We start from the raw sequence: 23,774 nt of genomic DNA, 5'->3' as shown, positions 1-23,774 counted from the left end.
TTCTTGTTGTAAAATTTCCCAAACAATCTCCTTAACTTTAACTAGCAATTTTTAAATCGTTGCATCATGGATCGTATTACATCTGCCCAACGTTCCAAAATCATGTCTGCCATTCACTCCACCAATACCAAAGAGGAGGTGCGATTGGGCAAAGCCTTGTGGCATCTCGGTTACCGTTATCGTAAAACAATAGAGCAGTTTTTGGCACACCCGATTTAACCTTCAAAAAACTAAAAATTGCCATATTTGTCGATAGTGAATTCTTCTACGGCAAAGACTGGGAAATCCAAAAAGATCGTGTCAAAACCAATACAGAATTTTGGCAAAAGAAAATAGAACGAAACATTCAAAAAGATGTTGATGTAAACAATTATCTGGAAGCTCAAAAATGGAAAGTTATCCGTTTTTGGAGTCTCGAAATAGAAAAATAATCTAGAGAATTATATTGCCGTAAACCAACAAGAAATTATTTTAATGCAAAAAAAAGGCTAATTACCAATCAAATAAAAACTAAATTTTTCGTTTTCAGACACTTCTGTCTTTAAATCAAAAAACGGGTTTTTTCTTTCATAATCTTTTATTAAAAGGCTAAAAAAATGAAGAAAATTTCTTAACTTTGAGATATAGCATTATGTAATTAATAAAAAAATAATATGAAAGTACAAATCAACACAGACAAGAATATTGAGGGTAGCGATAGATTGGAAGCTTATTTTTCTACAGAAATCCAAAGAGTGTTATCCCGTTTTGATGAAAAAGTAACACGTATTGAAGTGCATTTTGGAGACGAGAATAATGCCAAGACAGGTTTTGGCGACAAACGTTGTATTATTGAGGCTAGACCGGCTAATATGCAACCAATAGCCGTAACAGAACATTCGGATTCTATTGAAAAAGCATTCAATGGTGCCTTAGACAAAATCAAAAAAGTGCTAAACACAACCTTCGACAAACAAAAAGCACACTAAAAGTATTCTAACAAAAGTAATACATAAAACAAAGGCTGTCTAATATTTAGACAGCCTTTGGCATTTATTTTGAATCCTTTTATCCAAGATTCCGCAATAGAAAAAATTTCAAGAAGATGCGCAAAGGGAAATCGAATTCTTTGAATGGAGCTTAATAAACTTTGTGATTCTTCGCGAATTCTTCGTGTGACTCTGCGTAATAATGTCTAATGCTGAATCTGGGTTTGTACCATTTAAGTTTAGAATTTACTGTTAATTAAAACAGCCGTTTTTTTTATTAGAAAAAAAAAAATCAAGCATAGCTGGACTACGGTTTCTTTTTATTTTGAATAAGAAAGTAAAAAAGAATATGACTATCCGTGACTAGTACCATTTCAAAGAATAGATTAATTATTGAATGTTATTCACAAAACTTTCCCTTTCTGTTCTTTGCGTCTCTGCGACTTTGCGTGAAATTGGGCTCGCAAAGGCGCAAAGGTATATTTTCAATTTTTAGACTCTTAGTATGAGTTACGGACAGTCATAAAAAAGAATGTTTTATTGCAGTAAATTCTATGCTTAGATAGTATTATTCCTCAAACAACATGGTAGCTAGCCGATCGTCTCTTTTGTAAACATCATCATAAAAATGGATTTCACCGTTGTCATCAACCCATGCGGTAAAATAACCAATGTAAACCGGAATTTTATTCTTTAGTGTGTACCAAGATTCTTTGCCTTTATGCATGGCGGCGTTGATCTTTTCGGGTGTCCAGTTTTTATCGTCTTTTAGGATTTCGTTTGCGAGTTCTACAGGTTTAGCTACTCGGATGCAGCCGTGGCTAAAGGCCCTTTTCTCTTCGTTAAATAAATTTTTGGAAGGCGTGTCATGCAGGTAAATTGAATTGTTATTGGGAAACAAGAATTTTATTAATCCCAATGAATTTTTCGGACCTGGTTTTTGTCTAATGCCCCCTTCATGCCATTCCATATTGTGTTGAGCCAGATAGTTTGGATTTTTGGCTATGCTAGGTTTAATTTCCTTTGTGATGATGCTTTTGGGAACATTCCAGTACGGGCTAAAAACGATATAGCGCATGTCTGCACTAAAAATTACTGTCTTGTTTATATCTTTCCCCACCACAACATTCGAGTTTAAAACTGCTTTTCCCTCTTTTAAATAAGTCAATTGAAAAGCAGGAATATTAATTACAATTAAGGCTGCGACCTTTGAAATATCTACGTCAATCCAGCGGCAACGTTCCATATTGACCATGATGGTTTTAATACGATCTTCTATTGAAACATTCAATGAGGTAATTAGTTTTTTGGTTATTGAGGTGTTTTCTTTAATTCCATTTCGAGCTTGATATTTTAGAATTCCTGCTTTTAGATCTTCATCATATATTGCACTTTTCGAGTCCTTTGTTAGGTCTTCTAACTGATACAACCGTTTTCTAATTTGTGCAATTGTTGTGGCAGAATCTCCAGGATTTAATGCCACTTGGCTTGAATCCATTTCTATAGGAGTCCAAGAATCGTTTTTTTGTAACGTTCTGTATTTTTGCAATACCTCTTTTAATTTGTAATATTGGCTTAGTTGTTCTTTCTCGTTTTTGGTAATCAAGGAAGGATTAGCAATAATAGAATCCAAATAACCAACATACGATTCCTTTTTTCTAGGCAAGTACCAACCCAATTCTATTGATTTTTTGGGATCAATTCCTTTTAATACTTTATGGGTATAAAAAAAATAAAGTGTGGTCAGTAATAATTCATCATCAATATTTATTTTGTTGTTCTCTACCTTGGTCAGAAAAAGGCTGTCCAATTTATTTTTATATGGAATAGTAGTTTTAATTCCTTCCTCTTCTATATTGTTTAATTTGTTATACAGCAAATGACCAACTTCTAGCATTCCTTTTGAATCAAACCAAACGTATTGATAATTTCGTTTTTGATATAATTCGGTAGTTTCTTGATGATATTTATTTAATTCTGGATACTTTTTAAAAAAAACAGTTACCAAAGTGCTATCAAATGGAATTAGACTGGATGCTTTGGCAGGAGTAGTACTGGTAAGTGGTGATTTTATAGTGTCATCGTCCTTTTTTTTGCAAGAAAGTACAGAAAGTGAGGAACCAAAAACAAAGAGGGCAAGCAACACAATTGATTTTCTCATAGATCGAATGAATTAAGTGATACTATAAAAGTACAAAAAAAGTTGCCTTAAAGAAATGAACTTTAAGGCAACTTTTTAAGTGTAGGAATATGGAATGCTCTTTTTTAAAATTGAAAAGCAGCACCTATTTGAAAAACTTGATTTTTTCCATCCACATTATTAAAAGTATCATTTAAACTAGAAATGTAACGGCCATTTATGGATAATCCTAGTGGTAAGTTTAGCGACATTCCAAATGCCCATGAAGGCACAAAACTTTTTGCATCTAAAAAATTCGCATTGTCTGAGACTTTAAATGCAAATTGTGGTCCTGTTTCAAAACTCAATAATTTAACAGCATATACTTTTGCTAAAATGGGCACAGTAAGGTAATCTATCTTTGTGTCTGGAGCATTTTTGGTAGAGAATCCTTCTTGTGAGTATTGAAGTTCCGGTTGTACAAAAAGCAAGCCCTTAATTAATGGGATTTCTTTATAAATACCAACATAAAGTCCTGTTTTGGCATTTGTGTTCAAGCCATTTACATCAATATTCGAAATGTTGGCTCCTGCTCTAACTCCAATCGCTTGTGCTGATATGGTATTAGAAACTAATACAACAAACGCACCCAGTAATAAAATTTTAAATAATCGCATATCTTTTGTTTTTAAATTAATTACTCGTTCTTCATTTAAAAGTACTATAATTTTTCAATTTTCATATTACTATACTGATAAATATTTTCAATCGAGTATTCGTTGTTCGACAATGATAGTTTATAAAATATTGATATTAAATACAATACAATGTAAACATTTTAAGATATAACGGCTATTTTCTAAAAATATTATGTTAGATTTGATAAGAAGCGACTTGCTTTGCAGATAATAAAATGCTGCTGATTGGAACCAAAATGTTTTTTTATTATACTATTTATAGGATTTGTATGAAAGAATTTATAGAAAAAGGAAAACAATTTTTGAAGACAAAACGATTTAAAAAGGTTTTAAAAAAATTGGCTTTTTTTATCATTGGCTTTTTTGGAATAATCTTGATTTTCTTTATTGGTTTGCGAATGTATTTCATTCAAAATAAAGACATTATAACGACCGAAATCAATCGGAAAATCAATGAAACTATTTCGGGTCATGCCAGTATCGAAGATATTAACTATAGGTTTTTGACTGGTTTTCCAAATTTTACGGTAGTCCTAAAAAAAGTAGAAATACAAGACAGTTTGTATGCCGTTCATAAAAGAAGTGTGCTTAAAGCTCAAGAAATTGAAGTGCGTTTGAATGTGCTGAGTTTATTGCATAAAAAGGTAAAAATTGACAAAGTAATATTGATTAACGCAAAAATTGATTTGTTTAAAGATAAAAATGGCATATCTAATTTTAATATATTTAAAAAGAAAGACAAAATAAGTAGGCCCAAAACAGATACAGAAACAGAAATCGATGAGGTGAATTTTAAAAATGTAGTGTTTATTTCTCAAAATCTCCAAAGAAACAAATTGTTCCATTTTGAAGTAGCTTCTTTAAAAAGTAAAATTGATTATACAGATGATGGTTTTCATACTGATTTATATTTGGATGTTTTTGCCAAAAATATGGCTTTCAATACTATTAAGGGCAGTTTTATAAAAAACCAAAGAGTTAAGGGAAAACTTGTTGTTCAATACACTGATAAAAAGAATAAAATTGAAGTTGTATCCAAAGCTCTTAAAATAGGTGACGACGATTTTGACATAAAAGCAAGTTTTGGTCTCGAAAAGGTTCACCCGATGATGAATCTCAACATAAAAACGCATATTTTGTGGTTGAATGCTGCTCATTTATTGGATCCGCATTTATTTAAAATTCTAAATCATTTTAATATCACAAAACCCTTGGATGCGCAATGTAGTATTATTGGGGATATGAACGCCGAAGGAGATCCTCAAATTATAGTTGATGCACAAATAAAAAACAACACATTAGTTTTTCCTGATGGAACTGTTACAGCATGCAATTTTATAGGGAGATATATAAATAATTTTAATAAAGGGTTAGGAAATAATGACATTAACTCTGCGGTTATCATTAAAGATTTTAAAGGAAACTACGAGGGAATTCCAGTTTCTATTCCTGTTGCTGCCATCAATAATTTAGAAAAACCCATTGCCACTGGAGATTTTCATTCAAATTTTGAAGTAAATAAATTAGGAAAGGTTATTGGAGAAGATATTTTTAAATTCAGTGGAGGAACAGCCAATGTTGACTTTAAATTCAATGTTGATATTGTGGACTTGCATATTTCAAAACCTCATTTTACAGGAAAAGTGGATATAAAAAATGCTAACCTACTTTATGTTCCCAAGAACTTGACTTTTCAAACGAATATCTTACTGGATTTTACAGATAAAGCCTTTTTCCTTCGAAACATTAAATATCAAAGAGACAAAAACGTTGTTTATTTGGATGGTAGAATAGATAACTTTCTAAATTTGTATTATAACAATCCCGAAAAAATGATTGCTGTACTCCACCTCAAGAGTCCGTTTATGGATGTAAAGAATTTTATGGGTATCTTAGCAAGTAATGAAAAAAGAGGCAAAACGAATACGATTACGAACCATATAACTATAAAAAAAAGAATTGCTTTTTTACAAAAATGCCAAGTAGTATTGAATTTGAATTTGGATAAAATGGTGTATTCCAATTTGACAGCCAAGAATGCAAAAATTATCATTTCGGCCAATGACAAGCGTTTTTTTATCAAGCAAGGATCAATAGAAAGTTGCGGAGGAAAAATCACCTTTGATTCAGAGCTTATTCCACAACAAAATAAATATGATGTAAAAACCAAAGTAACTATCTCATCAGTTGATATTCCTCAATTTTTATCGTCTTTTAATAATTTTGGTGTCAAATCTTTTGACCCTCAAAATATTAATGGAAAACTTTCGGCAAAGGCCGATTTGTCATTAAAAATTACCTCAAACGGAGATTTAATAAATGAATCTGCGAGAGGAAACTTAAAATATGAAATCAAAAACGGATCTTTAATCAATTTTAATCCCATTATCAAAATCGGTAAATTTGCCTTTCCTAACAGAGATGTAAAACATATTGTCTTTAATGATTTGTATGGAAGTGTTACCGTTAAAGGAAATTTTCTTGAAGTTGATTATTTTAAAGTAAGTTCGAATGTATTGAATTTTGACGTTGGAGGTGTCTATTCATTCCAGAAAGGAACCAAATTAGGAGTAGTGATACCGCTTCGGAACCCAGCCGATGATTTAAAAATTAAAGACTTAAAAGAAAAGGAAGCCAAACGTTATAAAGGGATTGTATTGCATTTATTAGTAGTCGACGGAAAAAATGACGAAATGAAAATTAAATTAGGAAGTCTTCCAGATAAAAAATTACAGTAATATGAAAGGAGCATGACTGTAAATTGGTTGCAAACACCAATGAAGATATAACAATACCTCCCGATAGCTATCGGGATCCTATAAAGAACAAATAGTAACTACATATGAAAGTATTTTTTTTAAGTTTAGCAATATTATCAGTTTTTAGTTTTGACGCTTTTCAACATAAAGAATTAGACAAAAAAGAAGAGGTAAATAAAACACTTGATGCTTGGCACAAAGCGGCTTCCGAAGCAAATTTTAATGCCTATTTTGGATTAATGACCAAAGACGCCGTTTTTATTGGGACAGATCCGTCTGAGAATTGGAATTATAAAAACTTTCAAGCTTTTGCAAAACCCTTTTTCGATAAAGGCAAGGCATGGAATTTTAAAGCAATGGAACGTCATATTTATTTTGATGAATCAGGAAAAATAGCTTGGTTTGATGAACTTTTAAATACACAAATGAAAATTTGTAGGGGTTCTGGAGTTTTGGTCAAAATTGGTAAAGATTGGAAAATAAAGCATTATGTTCTATCCATGACAATTCCCAACGAAAATACCGACCAAGTAATCAAAATCATTGCGCCAATAGAAGACGTATTGATACAAAATAAGCAAATCAAATGATAATTTCTGATTTTTTCGATACTTGAGCTTTCGTTCTTATATAATTCCTTAATTTTGCCGAAATAGTAATTAGATCGTGGGAAGCAAAAATAAATTAAAGAGATTCAAGGAAAACGAAACATTCAATAATGTTTTTCAACCAACAAGAGAAGAAGTTGTAGGAGATTTATTTCCGCTAAAAGGGAAATGGAATTCAGACTTCTTTAAAAATGAAAATCCATTAGTGTTGGAATTGGGTTGTGGTAAAGGAGAATACTCTGTTGGTTTAGCCGAGAGATATCCCAATAAGAACTTTGTAGGAATCGATATCAAAGGGGCTCGTTTTTGGCGTGGTGCAAAGACTGCTGTTGAAACGGGATTGCATAATGTGGCATTCATTCGAACTCAAATCGAATTAATCAACCATATTTTTGCAGAAAAGGAAGTCGACGAAATTTGGATCACTTTTCCAGATCCTCAAATAAAATACAAAAGAACAAAACACAGAATGACCAATTCTGAATTTTTACAATTGTATAAAAAAATATTGAAAAAAGACGGTGTTGTAAACCTTAAAACCGATAGTGAGTTTATGCACGGCTATACATTAGGATTGCTTCATGGTGAAGGACATGAAGTTTTATATGCCAACCACAATGTGTATGTAAACGAAGGAAGTCCTGAAGAAGTTACCGCTTTTCAGACCTTTTATGAAAAACAATATTTAGAAATTAATAAAGCAATTACGTACATTCGTTTTAAAATCAAATAGTTTTTTGTTACAGCCTTTAGCAACAAATTTGTGACTGTACATTAGACTGTAAAATCTATATATGACGCTAATCTTACCTTTTATACTCGGGTTTATTGTTGCTGCAATCGGTATTGCTCCTCCAGGTCTAATCAATATGACAGCTGCAAAAGTGAGTTTAAAAGATGGCAAAAATGAAGCATATTTCTTTGCTATTGGCGCTACACTAATTGTATTTTTTCAAACACTTTTGGCAATATTATTTGCTAATTTCATCAATAGCAGGCCAGATATTATCAATAGACTTCAAGAAATTGGGTTGTTTATCTTTATCGCTTTGACCATTTATTTCTTATGGAAAGCCAAAAAACCAAAAATACCAGAGTCTGAAACAAAAATTCGCAGTAAAACAAACCGTTTGTTTTTGGGAATGTTATTGTCGGCTTTGAATTTGTTTCCCGTACCTTATTATGTTTTTGTATCTATAACACTCAGTAGTTACGGTTATTTTTACTTTACCCAATATTTTATATATTCCTTTGTAACAGGAGTAGTTTCAGGTTCCTTTTTGGTTTTTTATCTTTATATTATTTACTTTAAAAAAAGGGAATCTAAGTCCTCTTTTTTAATGAATAACGGAAATTATATTATAGGTACAATAACTGGAATTGTTTCGATAATCACACTATTTAAACTTATTAAAGCCTATTTTGGATAAAACCAATGGAATCAAATAGCGACAATTTTTTTGAAAGAGTATATAGAGTCGTTAGGCAAATTCCATATGGAAAAGTAACCTCATATGGCGCAATTGCTAAAGTATTAGGCGCAACACGCTCTGCAAGAATGGTAGGTTGGGCAATGAATGCAGCACATAATCTAGAAGATGTACCCGCGCATAGAGTGGTCAATAGAAAAGGATTATTAACAGGAAAACACCATTTTGATGGAACCAATCTCATGCAACAATTACTGGAAAGTGAAGGCATTATTGTTAAAGAGAATCAAATTATCGATTTGGAATCTGTTTTTTGGGAACCAATACTAAAGGAATAAATAATATAATACACCTTTTTTTGGTAGATTTTAAAGTTGATAAATAGAAAATGAAATATATCATTTATTGAATAATACGATCAATAAATACAATCCAAATCCTTTAAAATAAGAACTTAATCTGTTATCTTTGCAATCTAAAATTAGTTTAAATAAGAATAGTTACTTTTATATTTAAGTATAAAAAATAATAAAATGATCTTGTAAGCTACAAAAAAGAATTTTAATAAAAAAAAAGAATTTTCAATATAAAACAATATTTAAATATGAAATTAGAAAGAAAAGATATTCTTAAAGCATTAGAAACAATAACAATTGCTGGAGAAGGAAAAAACATGGTTGAAAGTGGAGCGATTGCAAATGTAGTTACGTTTGGGGACGAAGTCGTTGTGGATTTGGTTTTACATACTCCGGCAATGCACATTAAAAAAAGAGCCGAAGATGATATTAAAAAAACAATCCTAGAATTAGTTTCGCCAGACGCAAAAATTAAAGTTAACATAAAAGTAGAAGCAGCAGAAAATCCAAATCAAATTAAAGGAAAATCAATTCCTGGGATTAAAAACATCATAGCAGTAGCTTCAGGCAAAGGAGGAGTTGGAAAATCTACTGTTACGGCAAATTTAGCAGTAACATTAGCCAAAATGGGATTTGCTGTAGGAGTATTAGATGCAGACATTTACGGGCCATCAATGCCAATAATGTTTGATGTTGAAAATGAAAAACCATTATCAGTTGAAGTTAATGGAATGTCAAAAATGAAACCAGTTGAAAGTTATGGAATAAAAATACTTTCGATAGGATTTTTTACTTCACCAAGTCAAGCTGTAATCTGGAGAGGTCCTATGGCTTCCAAAGCCTTGAATCAAATGATTTTTGATGCAAATTGGGGCGAATTGGATTTTATGTTAATTGATTTACCACCAGGAACAGGAGACATTCACTTATCAATTATGCAGTCATTGCCAGTAACTGGAGCAGTTGTAGTAAGTACTCCTCAAGCAGTCGCTTTGGCCGATGCTAAAAAAGGGGTTTCTATGTTTATGTCTGAAGCAATTAATGTACCCGTTTTAGGAATTATCGAGAACATGGCTTATTTTACCCCTGAAGAATTGCCTAATAATAAATATTACATTTTTGGTAAAGAAGGTGCAAAAGATTTGGCACAAGATTTAGGTGTTGCTTTTCTAGGAGAAGTACCAATTGTTCAATCAATTCGTGAAGCAGGTGATTTTGGTCGTCCAGCTGCATTACAAGCAGGCTCAATTATTGAAAATGTATTTGATGATATTACCCGCAATGTAGTAAATGAAGTAGTAAATAGAAATGAAAATTTAGAACCTACCGAAGTAATCAAAATCACAACAATGGCAGGATGTTCATCAGTTAAGAAATAAGATTCTTAATCTCTATCTAAAGAAGAAATTTAAAAAGTATGAAAACAGAAGAATTGACAAATAATGTTCTAAAAGCGCTTGATGAAATCAGACCCTTTTTGAATTCAGATGGAGGTGATATTACCCTTATTTCAATTGATGAAGGAAAACATGTAAAAGTCCGCCTTGAAGGAGCTTGTACAAGTTGTAGCGTAAATCAAATGACGCTAAGGGCAGGAGTAGAAACTACAATTAAAAAATATGCCCCTCAAATTGAAACAGTTGTAAATGTTTTGTAATATTTTTCTAATAATTAATTATTGAAGCTATTTTTTTTTAACACTATAATAGCTTCGATAATTAAATTCAATAGCGAATTAATATCTTTTATTATAAGATAAAAATCATTTTTACTACTCTAGAAGATTTGGTATTACTTGTTAAATAGTGACAAATTCAAATTATTTTAGTAATTATTATTAGTGAATTACCAATAAAATCAAGGATAATTTCGTTTTATTCAAAAACTAGTATAAATAATTCATTTTTTTTTACTTTGAAAATTCAAATAAAAATTTACTTTTGTAGCACTAACCTACAAATTTGAATTATGAAAAAGAAGTACTTATTGATTGTTTTATTTTTATGTTTTTATAAAAATTACGGGCAAGAACCAATTCAAGAGTCTTATGTGTCCAAGATGTTAACCGTTGTTGATGAAGAATGGAGTCAACTGAATTTTAGTAAAATGGTAAATATTTCTTCAAATAGAAAAGGACAGCTAAAAATTGAAAATGCAGAATTTTTGACTGACCTTAGTGGAGGAAAGGCAAATATGCTAGATGATAGCGCGTATAGCACAGCTGTTTTATCTTCTCAAATTCTAACCAAAGAAAAAGAAGAAAAAAATGGTTTATTAAATGTGACCTATGAAGGGAAATTGGTGTTTAAAACCCATGACGGAACATATACTCCCAATTCAAAAGTTACGTTTATCATCAACAAAGCAGATGTAATTGGACTTAGAATTGTTAACAAGGAAAATAATAAAGAATATTTATTAAATCTTGAAATAAAAGAATAAAAATAAAAGTGGAAACCACTTTGTGAAAAAAATTAAATAAACGAATGGACGTTTTAATAAAGATAAAAGATCGAGAAGGTGTAGTACATGAATTGCAAGCTCCAACCGATATGGCAATGAACATAATGGAATTGTGCAAAGCTTATGAACTTCCAGTTGAAGGAACTTGTGGCGGAATGGCCATGTGTGCATCTTGCCAATGCTATGTTCTTAATGATGTTGCGTTACCTGAAATGGGCGATGACGAAGAGGCGATGCTTTCGGAAGCTTTTTATGTAAAATCAAACAGTCGTTTAGGTTGTCAAATTCCTATAACGGAAAGTTTAGTAGGCTTAGAATTGGAATTGGCACCCGAATCTTAATTTTATTGTAGTATCATAACCGCTTTTGGCATTATGCGTTCTACAAATAAACGATATGCTTTTTCAGAAGGATGCAAATTATCGGATGCTACTAAGCTTGGATCAATAATCCCTTGTCGTGTAATATCTGTTATGTTTATAAAAGCAATACCGTTTTTTGAACAAAAACTTTCAGCATAAGCATTGTAAAGATCTATTTCAGCAGTAATTGTTTTATTTCCATTTCCAAAAGGAGTAAAAGCATAATCCGGAATAGAAACAACAATTACATTTGATTTATCCCCTTTGGCCAAATAAATGGCTTTATTTACTAATTCAGGAAATTCTTTTTCATATACGGAAAAAGAGTTTCCCTGATATTGGTTGTTTACTCCTATAAGCAAAGTAACTAAGTCATAATCATTATTTGGGTTTTGACTATTTATGGATGAGATTAAATTTCCTGTTGTCCATCCCGTTTTCGCAATGATATTCAAATAAAAAGTATTCTGTTTGTTTAAGTTAAAGAGATTATTTTTTAATTGTTCTGGAAATCTACAGGTTTCGCATACGCTTTGACCAATAGTGTAACTATCACCAAGCGCCAAATACTTAATGACATCCGTTTTAGTATCTAAAGTTAATACTGGTATATTTGTGGATGGAACAATAGTTGTTTGCTGACTTGAACTGTTATCCGTTTGACAGCTACTATTCAATAGAATTATTATACAAACTAGCAACCTTGATTTTCGAAACATATTCAGTATTTTATGTTTGTTTGTTTTTAGCTGAAAGTCATCCTATTACCTCTTAAGCCATTTCAGGTCTTCGAATAATTTGTTCTTCTATGGCATCCCAAAGGCCAATTCTTTTTTCTAATGCTAAAATTGAAATCGCTTCTACCTCTGACCATTTTTTGTAATCATCCCCACAAAGTTCTGTGATCATTGTCATTGCCATTGGTCCATGTTCATCCAAATCTAATTCTATATGTCTTTCAAAATAATAAAGCAATTTTTTCAAATCTCTTTCTGGAAAATTCGATTGAAAACTTTTTAGAATTTCGGTAAACATACTTGGTATTAAATCTTCCCTGCCAAATGTAAATGCCGCAGCTATTTCATGTGGTTTTCCTTCTTCTATTACTCTAAATGTAAAATCTAGAAAAGCTTTTATGTTTGGATGCAGTGTACTCTTTTTAATGGCAACAAATATATTTTGAAGTGAAATTACCTCTTCTAAAAAACACTCTATACCAGAAGTGTCAGCTCCACAATCTTGCATGGCTTCAATATACATTTCAAAATGACTTAAACGACGACCATCAAAGCTTAAATCACTTTCTTCGGCCAATACAATTTCGTTAATTAAATATCTAGTTTCTGGACTTGCTGTAGCAAACCAAGGTATAGTAGTGCACGTTAATTTATTTTGTAATGCTTTTAATAATGACATGAAATCCCAAACTGCAAATACATGGTTTTCCAAAAAATAATGTAAATCATCAATCGTATTTACTTTTTCATATAAAGAATGATCTAATAATTGCTGTTTATGATTTTGTATTTTCGAATTTATAGCTGAAATATTCATTGGGGATTTTTTTATGTAAAATTAAAAAAGCTTCTCGTTTCCAAGAAGCTTTTACTATTAACTTTATAAATACTTTAATAGTTGTTTAGTGCTATTTGAAAGCTGGAATTCCAGTAATATCCATTCCAGTAATTAATAAATGAATGTCATGCGTTCCTTCGTAAGTAATTACCGATTCTAAGTTCATCATATGGCGCATGATTGAATATTCACCAGTGATTCCCATTCCGCCAAGCATTTGTCGCGCTTCGCGTGCAATATGAATAGCCATGTCTACATTGTTTCTTTTTGCCATAGAAATTTGAGCCGTTGTCGCTCTTCCTTCGTTTCTTAAAACTCCAAGTCTCCACGTTAATAATTGTGCTTTGGTAATTTCAGTAATCATTTCAGCCAATTTCTTTTGTTGCAGTTGAGTTCCTGCAATAGGTTTGTCAAACTGAATTCTTTCTTTGGCATAACGTAAAGCTGTATCGTAACAGTCCATAGCGGCACCAATTGCGCCCCATGCAATTCCATAACGAGCCGAATCTAAGCAACCAAGAGGTGCTCCAAGTCCAGACTTATTAGGAAGTAAATTTTCTTTAGGTACTTTTACATTGTCAAAGATCAATTCTCCAGTTGACGAAGCACGTAGCGACCATTTGTTATGTGTTTCAGGAGTTGTAAAACCTTCCATACCACGTTCTACGATTAATCCATGAATTCTTCCTTCTTCATTTTTTGCCCAAACGATGGCAATATCAGCAAATGGAGCATTTGAAATCCACATTTTGGCACCATTCAAAAGATAATAATCCCCCATATCTTTAAAATTGGTAATCATGCTTCCAGGATCAGAACCGTAATTGGGTTCTGTTAATCCAAAACAACCCATAAATTCACCAGTAGCTAGTTTTGGCAAGTATTTCATTCGTTGCTCTTCGTTTCCATATTTCCAAATCGGATACATAACCAAAGAAGATTGCACAGAAGAAGTTGAACGAACACCAGAATCCCCTCTTTCTATTTCTTGCATAATTAAGCCATAAGAAATCTGGTCTAATCCTGCACCTCCATATTCTTCTGGGATATAAGGACCAAAGCCACCAATTTCTCCAAGACCTTTTATGATTTGTTTCGGGAACTCGGCTTTTTGAGCATATTCTTCTATGATGGGAGAAACTTCGCGTTTTACCCAAGCACGAGCTGAGTCACGAACAAGTTTGTGTTCTTCACTTAATAAATCGTCAAGATTGTAATAATCTGGGGCTTGAAATAAATCGGGTCTCATAATAAAACGTTTTAGTGATACAAATCTACACAAAGAAATATAACAAAACTAATCTAAAATGTTATAAATGCAAAAGCAGATGTTTTATATACTTGTTGGATAGGCATTAAAAAACGAATGTTTAAAACTAACAATTGTTACTCCTAATTTCATCTTTCATTTGTCTAAATAAACATATATATTTGAAAAGTTTTTAAAGTTTACTTAAATTTTTAAAAACAGACATCTAATCTATACAATATTAACATTTTAGCTTTTTTAAAAATTCTAATTAAGGCTAGTCATTATTAGCATTTAAAAAAGAAAAGTCAATCAAAATAATAATTTAATTTAGTAATACAAGAAGAAATTAATCAATAAATAAATATGAAAAAGCAGGCAGCACTTATTTTATTACTACTAGTAGGAGCAATTGGGTATTCACAAACTCTTGATTGCAGTAAATTTAAAAATATTAAAGCATTCAATCCAGACTATCCGAAAAAGACTTTTCTGATAAAAGGGGCAACTCAAGAAAGTTATGACAATGGCATCCTTCAAATGGTATGGAGTGTAAAATGGATAACAGATTGTCAATATGAAGTAACCTGCACTAAAAAAACAGTGGAGAATCAAATCGAAGTTGGCGATAGAATAGTAATGGATATTGTAAGTATAGACGGTGATTGTTTTACTCTCAAAAGAACTTTCTATTGTAAAAACTTTCCAGAAGGAGATATAGATCCAGGGAGTACTTATTGTTTATCGAAATAACAGTTATATGAAGTAAACTTTACTCTAGTCCAAATTATTGTCAACTTATTTATTTTGACATTTAAAAATCCCTACCACTATTTATTTATGGATAGGGATTTTTAATTTTTCAATACCCATTGGCTGAAATTATTTTTTTTACAACACATAAACATAATAATTTATAGTTTTTAAAACAAAACAATAGAAGTTTTACTATTCAAATAGATATTCTACGTCTGAAAAAGTACTATTCCCAATTATTCTTTGCCTATTTAGCACATATCTATAATTCTATATGATTATTATTTTTAATTTAAATTTCACAAAACGGGTTATTCAGTATTATTTACCAAACCCACCACTCGACTTTAAAGCCTAAATATTGTCCCCAATTTTTGGTACCACTCTGAGCTAGATAGGGAGAATATAGGTTGTCTGCAGCAAACTGGTTATAATGTGCTACACTATACACTAGCCTAAAATGGGGTCTAGCCCAAACATCTTGTTGACCAGTAGGCACTATTGTTGGGGCTATAGTAAATTTTGTCATTTGTGCAAAATCTTGCGTACCATCTTTCCTCCAAGTAAGATCAAATTCGTGAAGCAGGTGAAGCCAGTTTTTAATATACCAAGTTCCTCGTGCTCCAAAAGCGATATCTTGTTTTCTATTGAATAATTTTTGTTTTCCAAGATAATCACTAGTGGTGTTTAGACTATCACTTGCCCCTTTACTTTTGGTATAAATAGCATATCCATTCAAGGAATATTTTTTATTAATATTCAACAAGAAAGTTTCAGTCAATGCCAATGAATAGGCTTTTCTAAAACTATTCGTTTCCAGGTTGGGTCCTCCATAAGTAACATATGTTCTACTACTACCTCCATCTCCGCCATTGGCAATACCAGCACCATATCGAGCACTTATAGCATTAAAAGAACCAGAAATTTTGGATGGGATGGTTTTGAAGTATTTTGCACCAACGACATAGCCAAAATCGGCTGGATAATTATATTTTGAATTAGCATCTTTTGTGGTACCAGAAGGTAAACGTTGAAATTCACCCATTAACTTGACAGTTCCATTTTTTACATCTATTGTATGTTCCAAGATGGAAACATATCTGTTTCGCAATCCCAATGTAGGTGTCCCATTTACAATATTAAGATAGAAATTGGGTGGCAAAGTCGATGTAGTATCTATTGAGCCAGTAAAAATAAGTGAAAATTGAGTTTTTTTGTATTTAACACCTACTCCTTGACCTGAATGATCATCAAAATAAAAATGATCTATAATTTGAATATCATCTGCTCTAAATAATCGTGCCCCTAACCATACACTCCAATCACTTCCCATTATATTTAAGGCTTCAGCATATAATTCCGGCAGAGCGGTTGTAATTCCTCCTATTGATTTGTTAGAAACATTGCCAATCAATTGCCCTCGAGTGGTATAAAATGAAAATCGCGATTGAACATTAATCTGGGTAGTTTCTTTATTTGCAATTGTCGGAGTAAAGTGCATGGCAGCCGCTAATTCAAAGTAGTCATTCTCTTCAAAACGACCTCCAATAGACCCCATACCATTCAAATTAAGAGCTTGAGGAAAATCACTATTTTCAGCTCCAAGACTATACCCTATTCCAACTCGACCATAACTTCCAAGTGAAATTTTTTTATTCGATATTGTCGGAGATTGTGCTATTATTTGTAGTGATAAAGCAAAAACGAATGGAAGTATTAAATGTCTTTTCATCTTTCAAATATTAAATGAAATCCAAAAGCATTTTCATATTTATCAATTATGATAACTAATCCGTATTGATAAATAGAATTCAAAAGGATTGAATTTTTGATTCAAATCAAATTTAAGTAAATTTTAGTAAAAAAAATAAGATTTAAAATAAAGAATTGAAGGACAAGGAATAAATTGTTTTTTTGTGTTAATTTTCTCAATAAAAATATTATTTTTTTTACAAACTACTAAATAATAACACCTTACTGAACATGTTTTTCAAGAAAGAAACCCATTAATTGATTTATAATAACAAATGTGATTAAAATGGATAATCAAATATCATGATTATAAATTAAGAAACAGCACAGAAATAAAAAAAACATTAAACTACATTTTTAAATAAAAATCTTTTGTCAGTTCAATATATTCAGGAGTATAGACGTGCCTTGCAGTTTCGATAACTAATTCCTCAATGATAACGGATGTTTTATTATCGCGACTGAAAGCCAACAAACTGCGTTTGATATCAGAGGAAGGTGTACCTTTAACTCTGGTGATTTTCATTGGATACAATTCATATTCAATAGCAAGAGCCAAAAATTTTTCTTCTTCTTTAAATGGAATTATGGTCGAAAAAACACCATTTTCTGAAAGTAACAATGCTGCAGCTTCAATTAAATCTTCAAAAGGCAAGGCATCAGCAAATCGAGCCAAATCACGTTTCCCGTCTTCAGTTTTATAATCTTCAGTATAAAATGGAGGATTGGAAACAATAAGATCATATTCATCTTCTGGCTCTTCTACAAATTCATCAACTCCAGCATGAAAGCAAAAAAGTCGATCGCTCCAAGGTGAATTTTCAAAATTATCTACTGCTTGTTCGTATGCATCCTCATCGATTTCTAGTGCATCAATTTGTTCTGCATAGCTTCTTTGCGAAAGCATTAAAGCGATAATTCCTGTTCCTGTTCCAATATCTAGAATACTAAAAGGATTATGACCTACTGGGGTCCAAGCACCTAATAAAACACCATCAGTGCCAATTTTCATGGCGCAACGGTCTTGTTCTACTGAGAATTGTTTAAAGGAAAATTTTGACACACTCATGATATTTAAAAAAATTAAACCATTAAGAAATTAAGTTTCATTAAGTGTATTCTTAATCTCTTTAATCTAATGGTTCAAAAAATTATTTTTTTTTTTATAAATACATTTCAATGAGTCCTTCTGGTAAATCCATCACGACCTTTTTGTTTTCACGGTCTATTTTAACCAAGAAATGGTCAATCATGGGAATCAAAATTTCAACATCACCATTTAATACTTCAAATAGTGGTTGCGCAGTGGTATCATTGATCGATTGAATTTGACCAACAATTCCCAGACGTTTATCTTCTACTTCAAAGCCAATAACTTCATGAAAGTAGAATTTGTTACCCGTAAGTTTGGGTAACATTTTTAAAGGAAGATAAAGATCGTTGCCTAAAATGGCATCCGCTTCTTCTTCCGTGTTAACATCTTCAAAACGAATTCTTAGGAAATCATTTTTGTGTAACGAGCTATTTTCTATAAAAAAAGGAACCAAGTGTTTGTTGCATTCAACAAACACTGATTCCAAGTTTTCGTATAACTCAGGTTCGTCCGTGTCTAAATAAGCAAGAACTTCCCCTTTGAAACTAAATTTTTTGGCGATTTTACCCAAATAGAAACAATCTTCTTTACGCATCGTCGCCTACTAAATTATGCTTCAGTTGTTTCGTTATTTTCTTCTGCAGCAGGAGCTTCTTCAGCTTCTACTTCTTCAACAGCAGGAGTTGCAGCAGCAATTGCGTCAGCTTCAGCTTGAGCAGCAGCAGCTAAACGTTTTGCATTTACTTCTTGTTCTGCTTTGAATGCTTTTGCTTTATCAGCAGCTTGAGCTTTAGTCAAACCTTCTTTTTTAGCATCCACTTTTCCAGCTTTAGCTTCTAACCAAGCAGCTAATTTTGCATCAGCTTGTTCTTGAGTTAAAGCTCCTTTACGAATACCTCCATCAAGGTGGTGTTTCAATAAAGCACCTTTGTAAGAAAGAATTGCTTTTGCAGTATCCGTTGGTTGAGCACCATTGTGCAACCATTTCACTGCACTATCAAGGTTTAATTCGATAGTTGCTGGGTTAGTATTTGGATTGTAAGTACCGATTTTCTCTAAGTATTTACCATCTCTTTTTGAGCGAGCATCTGCTGCTACAACCCAGTAAAAAGGTTTTTGTTTTTTACCGTGTCTTTGTAATCTAATTTTTACTGACATAATCTTATGATTAAATTTTGAGGTACTCGACCTCGATTAATTAAGGGTGCAAAGATACATTTTTTATCCAAATAATTTTAAATCTTTTATATTTTTATGATTCATAGTTTATTATCTCTTTTTAAGACATTTTGTTTCTCAAAGAAAACTAGGAATCGTATCTAATTTAATTAGTTTTGCTACTCTAAATAAATTATTAGGAATACGTTTTTTGTTTTGATTCCGCATTATTTTAGTGCCCTGTGAAATTCAATTCTATGCTTTCAACAGAGGTTTGTCGCAGATTTCATTTTAGAATTTGAAAGCTACACCACAAACAAAATTCCTTCCCAGATTCGGTATTCCAGCAGTTGCCAGTCGTGATAAATGAGGGATGTAGGTTTTGTTGAGCAAATTATTTCCGTTTAAGTTTAGATCAAAAGTAGATTTTCCCAACTTAACTTTTCCTCCAAAACCCATATTCAGTAGAGTATAACCATCCGAAGAAATATCAAAACCGCTAACTTTATCCTGACTGAAAGTAGTTGAAACATTAAAAGTAACAAATGCTTCTTGAAGCCATTTTCCAATTTCAAAATCAGTTTTTATGGTATTGTCCCAGTTGTTAGCTGGAATTTGAGGCAAATATCCACCCGTTTGCAATTTTCCAGTTACGGTTTCAAAACTACTTTCTATATGCAACCAATCTAAAGGATGCGGGTGAATGTGCAATGCTACCTCTCCCCCATACAAATTGGCATTGTTTTGAATGTAGTTATACACTTTAAACCCATCAATTTCGGCTCCTGTTGGTGAAGAATAAATATAATCGTTAATATGATTGTAAAAACCACTAACACTAAATTCAAAATGAGTGCTTTTATATTCCAAATCCAAATCGGTTTGTATATTTTGCTCCGTTCTTAAATTTGGATTTCCTACTTCATACCGAAAAGTACCTTCGTGTACTCCATTTGAAGACAACTCTGCCAAATTTGGCGCTCTAAACCCAGTTGCAGCATTCAATCGGAAGGTCAAATCCTTATCAAAATTGGTTTTATATCCCAATGAAGCGTTGAAACTATCATAATTTTTATGAAGTGCTTCAAAATAACCTTCCTCTCCAAGTACCCCATGCTCTTCAGCAACTAAATGTCTATAGTCAAAGCGAATACCCGCTTGCAAGGAATTTGAACCCCAGTCATAAATTCCAGTTCCAAAAACTCCAAAATCATTGGTTTTCGCATTTGGAATTAAAAACTCTTCGGCACGGTTTTTATTTTCCTGAGACATTCCTTGAACACCTACAATTGTTTCTACTTTACCAATCTTTGGTAAATAATATTTGACATTATAATCGAAAGTATGCAAAATCATGTGTAAAACTGCAACATTGCTATCTTCAAATTCGCTTCGATCATTCTGGATATAGCCTAAATTCACATCTAATTTTGAATCGCTAAAAAATAGTGTATTATTTAAAGAGAATAAATTATTAAAAACACCTTGTTTGGGGAAAGTAGTCTTCTTGGTTGTAGTTTGATCTGCAATACCATCTTCTGGAATTCCAATATCCAAATTATTGTAATTGTATCTCAAAACACTCGAAAACTTAGCATTACTGTATCCAATTCCTGCTTTGAAATCAATTTCCTGAAAGCGAGTGTTGGTAACACGATCTCCATCTGGGATTTTATAATCGGATTGGGTATTATAAGCGCCGCGAATTAAGTATTTCCAATTTGTAGTAGATGTTTTTAAACCCAAAGTAGTACTACTCCCTAGCGTATTCGAAAACAATCGTTGACCGAAATCCCCTTGAAAAGTATTGGCCAGAGCAAATTTTTCAGGATTAAAAAACAACACACCTCCCAAAGCATCCGAGCCGTAAAGCAAAGAAGCTGGTCCTTTTATAACCTCAACATTTTCTACTCCTGCATCGTTTAGCCCCAGGCCGTGTTCGTCTCCAAACTGTTGATTTTCTAATCGTACGCCTTGCGTATAGACCAACACTCGATTGCCACTCAATCCTCGAATTACAGGTTTCCCAATTGAAGTTCCTGTAGAAACTTGAGAAACTCCAGGAATAGTAGCTAAGCCTTCTATCAAAGTGGCGCTCCCTTTTTCCTGCATCGATTTGACACTTTCGCGATCTACTTTCATCACATTCTGGGACTGTAATTTAGAAAATGGTGTAGAGACAATTACCTCATCCATTTGAAAAGCCAATTCATCCAAAATTACATCTAGTGTTTTTGTGTTTTGAGCTTTTTCAATCTTCTTGTTTAAAGTTAAAAAACCCAAATAAGTAAAAACTAAAGTTAAATTTCCATTTGGAAGTGCCGACAAAGTGTACACTCCATTTTCGTCTGTCTTGGTTGATTTGTGCAAATCGGAGGCATCGACGGTAACTCCAATCAAAGGATTGTTTTTTGAATCCGTAACTTTTCCTGTTATCGAATTTTGGGCTTGTACAAAAGAGGTAAGCCCCAGAAATAGAGCCAAAATATATTGTTTCATTTGAATAATTTATTGCTCCTAATCAAAGTGTACTATAAAAAAGTAACAAGTGATTGGAAATGGTTTTGTGAATAATAACACAGTCGAAAAAATCTTTTAGAAAAGAAAGTTATCCTTAAATACAGTAATAATGTAACAACAACCCAAATCGTTATGTTAGGCAATGTTTGTAAAAATGTACTATGCTGGCTTTTTAACCCTGATGGAAGGGAAAATCCTTTTTGAACGCTTTTTCAGCGGGCAAAAAGATTGTAACCCCAATATCTATCGGGACAGGAACGATGTCTGCTGACAAAGCCAATTCTTTAGCTTCAAATAACTTTTGACTGTACTTTCTTTAAATAAAATAAAGGATTGTTTAGATTCGATTTGGAGGTCCGCGAAGGGAATACAAACTACCCGAAAACGAAATAATTGTTTTAGGATTAGCAAAGAAATAAGGGATATTCCAATTATCAGTGTAGAATGCTGGGGAATAATTTGTTGGTGTAATAAAACTACTGAAGCCAAATTCACATACATAACAATGCTCAAAACTGTGATGCTGATGGGTAAATTCAGAGCTAGAATTATAGGTATGATGACATTGTTTTTGAGAAAATTTATCTCGTAAATGCCCAATACTGTCCACCGACTGAAACACTATTGAGAACAATACTGCAACAATCAAAGAAAGAATAAGTAGGAGCTGTTTTCTTTTCATCACCGCAAAGGTAATAAAACAAAAAAACTACAACCGCTTAAAGTTGTAGTTTTCTGATTTAAAATATCTAAAAATGAATTAAACCAATTTTGCTGCAATTAAGTATTCTGCAATTTGAATCGTATTGGTTGCTGCTCCTTTTCTCAAGTTATCAGCTACAATCCACATATTTAATGTATTGTCTTGGCTTTCGTCACGACGAATTCTACCTACAAAAACTTCATTTTTCCCTTCAGCATAGCGAGGCATTGGGTAAGTAAAAGTGTCTAAATTATCTTGAACCACGATACCATCTGTATGGTGCAAAATGTTTCTTACTTCGTTTACATCAAAGTCATTGGTGAATTCAACATTTACAGCTTCGCTATGTCCACCAACAACTGGCACACGAACAGCAGTTGCTGTAACTTTGATAGAATCATCACTTAAGATTTTTTTGGTTTCGTTTACCAATTTCATTTCTTCTTTAGTATAACCATTGTCTTCAAAACTATCACATTGTGGTATACAGTTTCTGTTGATTTTGTATTTGTAAACCATGTCCCCTTCGATACCAGCAACTTCGTTTTCAAATTGTTGAACTGCTTTTACACCAGTACCCGTAATGGATTGGTAAGTAGAAACAATCACACGTTTGATGTTGTATTTTTTATGTAATGGAGCCAACGCCAATACCATTTGAATTGTAGAACAGTTTGGATTGGCAATGATTTTATCTGCTGCTGTTAATTCACCAGCGTTGATTTCTGGAACTACTAATTTCTTAGTTGGATCCATTCTCCAAGCTGAAGAATTATCAATAACAGTTGTTCCTGCTGCAGCAAATTTTGGAGCCCACTCTAATGATGTTCCTCCACCTGCAGAGAACAATGCAATATCCGCTTTCATATCAACGGCTGTTTGCATTCCTACCACTTTGTATTTTTTTCCTTGAAATTCAATTTCTTTTCCTACTGATTTCTCAGAAGCAACAGGAATTAATTCGGTTACAGGAAAATTTCTTTCTGCCAATACTTTCAACATTATTTCGCCAACCATTCCGGTAGCACCAACAACTGCTATTCTCATCGTATATCTTTTATATTTGTATATTTATTTTTGAAGTACAAAAGTAAGTAATATTCAAAAGATAACAAGGGGATTCACAAAAATTAACAAATTGTTATAAATCAAACAAAATAGAAAAACCACTCCATTACAGAGTGGTTTGGTTAGAATATATAGTG

23 protein-coding genes and 1 pseudogene are annotated in these 23,774 nt (G+C 32.4%); 12 read left to right on the top strand and 12 right to left on the bottom strand.

Translation table 11 applies throughout. From position 1 onward, the window contains the following. Positions 1-66: 66 nt before the first annotated feature. A pseudogene (locus OYT91_RS17785) lies at positions 67-431 on the top strand (very short patch repair endonuclease). A gap of 222 nt (positions 432-653) precedes the next feature. Further along, positions 654-968, top strand: a complete 315-nt coding sequence (locus OYT91_RS14845; RefSeq protein ID WP_269224155.1) for an HPF/RaiA family ribosome-associated protein — start codon at positions 654-656, stop codon at positions 966-968. 568 nt (positions 969-1,536) lie between these two features. Here OYT91_RS14845 and OYT91_RS14840 read toward each other — a convergent pair. Further along, entirely contained in the window at positions 1,537-3,129 is a 1,593-nt protein-coding gene (locus OYT91_RS14840; protein WP_281238584.1) for a L,D-transpeptidase family protein, read from the bottom strand. 104 nt (positions 3,130-3,233) lie between these two features. Next, positions 3,234-3,764, bottom strand: coding sequence for a porin family protein (locus OYT91_RS14835; protein ID WP_281238583.1), 531 nt, complete (start codon positions 3,762-3,764; stop codon positions 3,234-3,236). A 290-nt stretch (positions 3,765-4,054) separates the two neighbouring features. On the opposite strand from OYT91_RS14835, the gene OYT91_RS14830 reads away from it, so the two are divergent. From OYT91_RS14830 to OYT91_RS14790, 9 genes are all read left to right on the top strand, one after another. Beyond that, positions 4,055-6,523 (top strand): AsmA family protein, encoded by a 2,469-nt coding sequence (locus tag OYT91_RS14830; RefSeq protein ID WP_281238582.1) that lies wholly within the window; start codon positions 4,055-4,057, stop codon positions 6,521-6,523. A 104-nt stretch (positions 6,524-6,627) separates the two neighbouring features. After that, positions 6,628-7,134: a nuclear transport factor 2 family protein gene (locus tag OYT91_RS14825; RefSeq protein ID WP_281238581.1), complete on the top strand. Its 507-nt coding sequence runs from the start codon at positions 6,628-6,630 to the stop codon at positions 7,132-7,134. A 76-nt stretch (positions 7,135-7,210) separates the two neighbouring features. Then, positions 7,211-7,885, top strand: coding sequence for a tRNA (guanosine(46)-N7)-methyltransferase TrmB (gene trmB / locus OYT91_RS14820; protein WP_281238580.1), 675 nt, complete (start codon positions 7,211-7,213; stop codon positions 7,883-7,885). Between the two features lie 61 nt (positions 7,886-7,946). Next, complete coding sequence (locus OYT91_RS14815; RefSeq protein WP_269224163.1) at positions 7,947-8,582, top strand: LysE family transporter; 636 nt, start codon at positions 7,947-7,949, stop codon at positions 8,580-8,582. A gap of 5 nt (positions 8,583-8,587) precedes the next feature. After that, positions 8,588-8,920 (top strand): MGMT family protein, encoded by a 333-nt coding sequence (locus OYT91_RS14810; protein ID WP_269224164.1) that lies wholly within the window; start codon positions 8,588-8,590, stop codon positions 8,918-8,920. A 266-nt stretch (positions 8,921-9,186) separates the two neighbouring features. Then, positions 9,187-10,317 carry an Mrp/NBP35 family ATP-binding protein gene (locus tag OYT91_RS14805; RefSeq protein ID WP_281238579.1) on the top strand — a complete coding sequence of 377 codons (1,131 nt, stop codon included), beginning with the start codon at positions 9,187-9,189 and terminating at the stop codon, positions 10,315-10,317. Between the two features lie 38 nt (positions 10,318-10,355). Beyond that, positions 10,356-10,595: a NifU family protein gene (locus OYT91_RS14800; RefSeq protein ID WP_116759479.1), complete on the top strand. Its 240-nt coding sequence runs from the start codon at positions 10,356-10,358 to the stop codon at positions 10,593-10,595. Between the two features lie 311 nt (positions 10,596-10,906). Continuing rightward, complete coding sequence (locus tag OYT91_RS14795) at positions 10,907-11,380, top strand: hypothetical protein (RefSeq protein ID WP_281238578.1); 474 nt, start codon at positions 10,907-10,909, stop codon at positions 11,378-11,380. 44 nt (positions 11,381-11,424) lie between these two features. Further along, entirely contained in the window at positions 11,425-11,742 is a 318-nt protein-coding gene (locus tag OYT91_RS14790) for a 2Fe-2S iron-sulfur cluster-binding family protein (RefSeq protein WP_281238577.1), read from the top strand. A gap of 2 nt (positions 11,743-11,744) precedes the next feature. Here OYT91_RS14790 and OYT91_RS14785 read toward each other — a convergent pair whose 3' ends face one another. From OYT91_RS14785 to OYT91_RS14775, 3 genes are all read right to left on the bottom strand, one after another. Next, on the bottom strand, positions 11,745-12,482 hold the full coding sequence (locus tag OYT91_RS14785) for an SGNH/GDSL hydrolase family protein (protein ID WP_269224167.1): 738 nt from the start codon (positions 12,480-12,482) through the stop codon (positions 11,745-11,747). A 52-nt stretch (positions 12,483-12,534) separates the two neighbouring features. Continuing rightward, positions 12,535-13,317 carry a DUF3050 domain-containing protein gene (locus tag OYT91_RS14780; protein WP_281238576.1) on the bottom strand — a complete coding sequence of 261 codons (783 nt, stop codon included), beginning with the start codon at positions 13,315-13,317 and terminating at the stop codon, positions 12,535-12,537. Between the two features lie 91 nt (positions 13,318-13,408). Further along, on the bottom strand, positions 13,409-14,587 hold the full coding sequence (locus OYT91_RS14775) for an acyl-CoA dehydrogenase family protein (protein ID WP_281238575.1): 1,179 nt from the start codon (positions 14,585-14,587) through the stop codon (positions 13,409-13,411). Positions 14,588-14,953: 366 nt separating this feature from the next. Between OYT91_RS14775 and OYT91_RS14770 the strand changes: the two genes are divergently transcribed. After that, positions 14,954-15,340: a hypothetical protein gene (locus OYT91_RS14770; RefSeq protein WP_269224170.1), complete on the top strand. Its 387-nt coding sequence runs from the start codon at positions 14,954-14,956 to the stop codon at positions 15,338-15,340. Positions 15,341-15,668: 328 nt separating this feature from the next. Here the strand turns inward: OYT91_RS14770 and OYT91_RS14765 are convergent, their stop codons facing one another. The 7 genes from OYT91_RS14765 to OYT91_RS14735 all read right to left on the bottom strand — a co-directional run bounded on the left by OYT91_RS14765 (position 15,669) and on the right by OYT91_RS14735 (position 23,616). Continuing rightward, positions 15,669-17,075, bottom strand: coding sequence for a carbohydrate porin (locus OYT91_RS14765; protein WP_281238574.1), 1,407 nt, complete (start codon positions 17,073-17,075; stop codon positions 15,669-15,671). Positions 17,076-17,444: 369 nt separating this feature from the next. Beyond that, the gene (locus OYT91_RS14760) at positions 17,445-18,164 is read right to left on the bottom strand and encodes a tRNA1(Val) (adenine(37)-N6)-methyltransferase (protein WP_281238573.1); all 720 of its coding nucleotides are present in this window, start codon (positions 18,162-18,164) and stop codon (positions 17,445-17,447) included. Between the two features lie 94 nt (positions 18,165-18,258). Then, positions 18,259-18,783: a ribosome maturation factor RimM gene (rimM, locus tag OYT91_RS14755; RefSeq protein WP_269224173.1), complete on the bottom strand. Its 525-nt coding sequence runs from the start codon at positions 18,781-18,783 to the stop codon at positions 18,259-18,261. Positions 18,784-18,797: 14 nt separating this feature from the next. After that, on the bottom strand, positions 18,798-19,346 hold the full coding sequence (locus tag OYT91_RS14750) for a 30S ribosomal protein S16 (protein ID WP_269224174.1): 549 nt from the start codon (positions 19,344-19,346) through the stop codon (positions 18,798-18,800). A gap of 291 nt (positions 19,347-19,637) precedes the next feature. Continuing rightward, positions 19,638-21,845 (bottom strand): TonB-dependent receptor, encoded by a 2,208-nt coding sequence (locus OYT91_RS14745; protein WP_281238572.1) that lies wholly within the window; start codon positions 21,843-21,845, stop codon positions 19,638-19,640. Between the two features lie 358 nt (positions 21,846-22,203). Further along, positions 22,204-22,548, bottom strand: a complete 345-nt coding sequence (locus OYT91_RS14740; protein WP_281238571.1) for a hypothetical protein — start codon at positions 22,546-22,548, stop codon at positions 22,204-22,206. Positions 22,549-22,626: 78 nt separating this feature from the next. Next, entirely contained in the window at positions 22,627-23,616 is a 990-nt protein-coding gene (locus OYT91_RS14735) for an aspartate-semialdehyde dehydrogenase (protein ID WP_269224177.1), read from the bottom strand. Positions 23,617-23,774: the final 158 nt, after the last annotated feature.

This window comes from Flavobacterium praedii (assembly GCF_026810365.1).
Classification (GTDB): Bacteria; Bacteroidota; Bacteroidia; order Flavobacteriales; family Flavobacteriaceae; genus Flavobacterium; species Flavobacterium praedii.
The sequence above is the reverse complement of the archived record's forward strand: the minus strand, read 5'-3'. Positions and strand labels throughout refer to the sequence as shown.

Bases quoted from the DNA above. Each gene is read 5' to 3' on its own strand.
- OYT91_RS14845 (WP_269224155.1), top strand. From the start codon at position 654: ATGAAAGTACAAATCAACACAGACAAGAATATTGAGGGTAGCGATAGA.
- OYT91_RS14840 (WP_281238584.1), bottom strand. From the start codon at position 3,129: ATGAGAAAATCAATTGTGTTGCTTGCCCTCTTTGTTTTTGGTTCCTCA.
- OYT91_RS14835 (WP_281238583.1), bottom strand. From the start codon at position 3,764: ATGCGATTATTTAAAATTTTATTACTGGGTGCGTTTGTTGTATTAGTT.
- OYT91_RS14830 (WP_281238582.1), top strand. From the start codon at position 4,055: ATGAAAGAATTTATAGAAAAAGGAAAACAATTTTTGAAGACAAAACGA.
- OYT91_RS14825 (WP_281238581.1), top strand. From the start codon at position 6,628: ATGAAAGTATTTTTTTTAAGTTTAGCAATATTATCAGTTTTTAGTTTT.
- OYT91_RS14815 (WP_269224163.1), top strand. From the start codon at position 7,947: ATGACGCTAATCTTACCTTTTATACTCGGGTTTATTGTTGCTGCAATC.
- OYT91_RS14810 (WP_269224164.1), top strand. From the start codon at position 8,588: ATGGAATCAAATAGCGACAATTTTTTTGAAAGAGTATATAGAGTCGTT.
- OYT91_RS14805 (WP_281238579.1), top strand. From the start codon at position 9,187: ATGAAATTAGAAAGAAAAGATATTCTTAAAGCATTAGAAACAATAACA.
- OYT91_RS14800 (WP_116759479.1), top strand. From the start codon at position 10,356: ATGAAAACAGAAGAATTGACAAATAATGTTCTAAAAGCGCTTGATGAA.
- OYT91_RS14795 (WP_281238578.1), top strand. From the start codon at position 10,907: ATGAAAAAGAAGTACTTATTGATTGTTTTATTTTTATGTTTTTATAAA.
- OYT91_RS14790 (WP_281238577.1), top strand. From the start codon at position 11,425: ATGGACGTTTTAATAAAGATAAAAGATCGAGAAGGTGTAGTACATGAA.
- OYT91_RS14785 (WP_269224167.1), bottom strand. From the start codon at position 12,482: ATGTTTCGAAAATCAAGGTTGCTAGTTTGTATAATAATTCTATTGAAT.
- OYT91_RS14780 (WP_281238576.1), bottom strand. From the start codon at position 13,317: ATGAATATTTCAGCTATAAATTCGAAAATACAAAATCATAAACAGCAA.
- OYT91_RS14775 (WP_281238575.1), bottom strand. From the start codon at position 14,587: ATGAGACCCGATTTATTTCAAGCCCCAGATTATTACAATCTTGACGAT.
- OYT91_RS14770 (WP_269224170.1), top strand. From the start codon at position 14,954: ATGAAAAAGCAGGCAGCACTTATTTTATTACTACTAGTAGGAGCAATT.
- OYT91_RS14765 (WP_281238574.1), bottom strand. From the start codon at position 17,075: ATGAAAAGACATTTAATACTTCCATTCGTTTTTGCTTTATCACTACAA.
- OYT91_RS14760 (WP_281238573.1), bottom strand. From the start codon at position 18,164: ATGAGTGTGTCAAAATTTTCCTTTAAACAATTCTCAGTAGAACAAGAC.
- rimM (WP_269224173.1), bottom strand. From the start codon at position 18,783: ATGCGTAAAGAAGATTGTTTCTATTTGGGTAAAATCGCCAAAAAATTT.
- OYT91_RS14750 (WP_269224174.1), bottom strand. From the start codon at position 19,346: ATGTCAGTAAAAATTAGATTACAAAGACACGGTAAAAAACAAAAACCT.
- OYT91_RS14745 (WP_281238572.1), bottom strand. From the start codon at position 21,845: ATGAAACAATATATTTTGGCTCTATTTCTGGGGCTTACCTCTTTTGTA.
- OYT91_RS14740 (WP_281238571.1), bottom strand. From the start codon at position 22,548: ATGAAAAGAAAACAGCTCCTACTTATTCTTTCTTTGATTGTTGCAGTA.
- OYT91_RS14735 (WP_269224177.1), bottom strand. From the start codon at position 23,616: ATGAGAATAGCAGTTGTTGGTGCTACCGGAATGGTTGGCGAAATAATG.